This is a genomic window from Paenibacillus macquariensis (genome assembly GCF_900156375.1).
GTDB lineage: Bacteria > Bacillota > Bacilli > Paenibacillales > Paenibacillaceae > Paenibacillus_AQ > Paenibacillus_AQ macquariensis.
The window spans coordinates 314,553-317,593 of sequence record NZ_FTNK01000006.1 but is presented as its reverse complement, the minus strand read 5'-3'; the positions used below and the strand labels follow the sequence as shown (position 1 = coordinate 317,593).

Sequence of the window (3,041 nt, the reverse complement as noted above, 5' to 3'; positions counted from 1 at the left end):
AGCAGGAGCAACGGGAGCAACAGGAGTAGCCGGAGCAACGGGAGCAACAGGAGCAACAGGAGTAGCCGGAGCAACGGGAGCTACAGGAGTAACTGGAGCAACAGGTGCAGGTGCGATTATTGCGTACGCTTCTGGACTTCCTGTAGCTTTGACGACTGTACTTGGGGGGCTTTTAAATACTTCAGGCCTAGTCGGTTTTGGCAACAACGTATCAAGTGTTTCTATAATTGGTGGTACTATTGACCTTACAGGAGCAGCCGGAACATTGTTGAACTTTGCATTTTCAGTTCCACGTGCTGGAACTATTACTTCAATGGCAGCGTATTTCAGTACGACAGCCGCGCTCACCTTAGTAGGATCCACATTAACGATTACGGCTCGTTTATTCAGTTCTTCTACACCAAATAATAGCTTCACTGCAGTACCGGGGGCTACAGTAACATTAAGTCCTTCACTTACAGGAATACTTCCTATTGGTGTCATTAGTAGTGGATTGACCTCAGGCTTGGGCATAGCTGTAACCCCAGGAGAGCGATTGTTAATGGTCTTCACTGCAACTGTAACCGCAGGAGTTGATATTGCAACAGTAATTGCAGGTTACGCAAGCGCAGGAATTACGATCGCGTAATCACTTGATGTCTGAAGAAAATAATATGAAATAGGGATATCCCAAAAGTCTCATAGGCTGAGGGTATTCCTGTCTTCTGTTATAGTTCAATCATTTTGGAATTAACTATCGCATCAACTGAGGTTATACCCTTTTCAGTTATAAGTGTTGGAACAACTCTGCAACAATTGTTGCAGAGTTATTAGCGTTATTCTCTTTTCGGAGATAGGTCCTTGTTGTAAGAATGAATTGGTTATTCTAATTAGATGTATTCAGGTGCGATAGTACCTCTGGCATCTGGAGGACCGATTACAATGACCGTAGCTATAGCCAATGTAATAGGAACAACAAGTCTTATTGGATTTGGAAGTTCTGTTACAGGGGTCACTCTTGATGGTGGCAACATTGATTTGACGATTGGTACTATTCCTTCAGGACCTCTGATCAACGTTGCTTTCTTCATGCCTCATGCAGGAATGATAACATCCATTGCTGCTTTCCTCAGTACTACCGTAGCACTACTCTTTTAGCAACTACACCTGTCGCGCAATTATACGAGTCTACAACACCTAATAATATATTCACTCCAATACCGGGCGCAATTGTAACACTTCCGTTTTTAACAGGAGTAGTTACCATAGGTTCTTTTGGTAATGCGATTACATCGGGTTTGAATATTCCAGTAACCGCTGAGTCACGTCTACTAATGGTATTCTGAGCCACCGCTACGGGGCTTAACGTTGTTACTAGAGTTACTGGATGTGTTAGTGCTGGATTTACCCTTGACTAAAAAAAGAAAAAGTTCTCATATTTATACGAGACACCTATATGGTGTCTTTTTCTTGTTTTCTGTTAGTCATGTAGCTAAAGGATATTTATCAATTATTTCCTTTCTTATTCAACAACAATCAGATTCATTAACACTAAGTAATATTTAGTAGCTGTTTCTTCTAAGAGCCATAAACAGTACTATTCGTTCATTAATATTCAGTGATTTATGACTCGTTGTAAAGGTAGCGCTTTATGAGTAAGAAATGAGAAGTCAAGGCCATGATCCTAGCCAGGAGGACAAGGTGAAAGGCTCCAAAATCTCGATCGTATAAGGGTGGAGAAAGAGGTGAGAATCGATGTAATTCTTTCTGTTCATTATTTAAGCGATTGTAGAAATTAGACAGTTTCCTCCATTTTGAAATATTATCCTCGATTCATCCTTCTTTCTTCGTAATATGGAATTTCTCATAGAACATAATTACACGTTTGTACATATGGTGATCTAACAACTCGTTGGCAAAATAATATAAAGATCGTGTGGAGAGAATTGTTCTCCAATAGAGAAACGCTCATAAATGCTACTTTTAGTACTCTCTTTTATGACCTTGTCTGCAACTAGCCACAGAATATAGTTCTTAGTTACTTGACTGAACGCATATTTACGTGCAGCTTCAAAATCACGAATTCATTTGAAACCATACATTTGTTCTGTGGATTGTCTTACAATCGTCTTATTGAGATCAGTCGAACTCGTGTCCATAATGATGCTTTCGTCAACAATATCTGCGACTGAAGATAAACACCGATCAAGGGTTCGTTCTTCATTTTTAACAACAATTAAGCAGAGACTTATCGTTATCATAAAACCCCTCTGAGAGTGTATGTTTTAAAAATAAATATATTATCGACAAAATAGTTAGCTTTTTTGTGCACCAAATACTACTCCTCGGAATATGTTGTTACTATTGAAGATTTGGCAAGACTGAATCTTCTAAATAATCCAGAAGAAAGTTTAAGGAGGAGATAGTGATATGAATGCATTTGTGCCATGTAATGGCGAAGCACAGACTCTGTTAAGTATAATAATAGAGCTCGGTGAGGTGGTACCTCCTGCGCTTACGAATCCTACCCCATTGAATATTGCTAACCTGCATAGCGTATTACAAGAACTTAGGTTGTTCGTAATAAATTCAAATTTTGAAGTGGATCCGACAGAGATTCTATCAATATTAGAATTGACTATAGTTTCAACGGAGGTAACCCCATTCTCAGTTATAAGTGTTGGAACCAATCTGCAACAATTGCTGGAACAATTATTAGCTTATGTCCTTGTCTTGGTTATAGCTCCTGCTTGTAAGGATGCAATGGTTGGACAAATCAGACCCATTCAAATTTCTATTTCATTAGCTCTTGGTTTTTTTCTTAAAGGAGCCACAGGAGCCACAGGAGCAACGGGTATAGCGGGTGCCACAGGACCTACAGGTCCAGGAGTGGGAACAACAGGAGCAACAGGAGCAACAGGAGCAACAGGAGCAACAGGAGCAACAGGAGCAACAGGAGCAACAGGAGCAACAGGAGCAACAGGAGCTACAGGTGTTGCAGGAGTAACGGGAGCCACAGGCGAAGCAGGAGCAACGGGAGCCACAGGTGTTGCAGGAGCAAC

General features: G+C 40.7%; 4 protein-coding genes. 3 read left to right on the top strand and 1 reads right to left on the bottom strand.

The features are described 5' to 3' along the window. The coding region (locus BW961_RS13950) for an exosporium glycoprotein BclB-related protein (RefSeq protein ID WP_280175207.1) at window positions 1-628 on the top strand (628 nt) is incomplete at its 5' end. 293 nt (window positions 629-921) lie between these two features. After that, complete coding sequence (locus BW961_RS31230) at window positions 922-1,137, top strand: hypothetical protein (protein ID WP_068592451.1); 216 nt, start codon at window positions 922-924, stop codon at window positions 1,135-1,137. 926 nt (window positions 1,138-2,063) lie between these two features. Here BW961_RS31230 and BW961_RS29920 read toward each other — a convergent pair. Further along, a complete protein-coding gene (locus tag BW961_RS29920) occupies window positions 2,064-2,240 on the bottom strand; it encodes a glycosyltransferase (RefSeq protein WP_139331642.1) in 177 nt (58 codons plus the stop codon). 169 nt (window positions 2,241-2,409) lie between these two features. Here BW961_RS29920 and BW961_RS31585 point away from each other — a divergent pair. Then, on the top strand, window positions 2,410-3,041 hold a 632-nt coding region (locus tag BW961_RS31585; RefSeq protein ID WP_139331650.1), incomplete at its 3' end, for a collagen-like repeat preface domain-containing protein.

Coding starts and splice junctions, on each gene's coding strand:
- BW961_RS31230 (WP_068592451.1), top strand. CDS start 922: ATGACCGTAGCTATAGCCAATGTAATAGGAACAACAAGTCTTATTGGA.
- BW961_RS29920 (WP_139331642.1), bottom strand. CDS start 2,240: ATGATAACGATAAGTCTCTGCTTAATTGTTGTTAAAAATGAAGAACGA.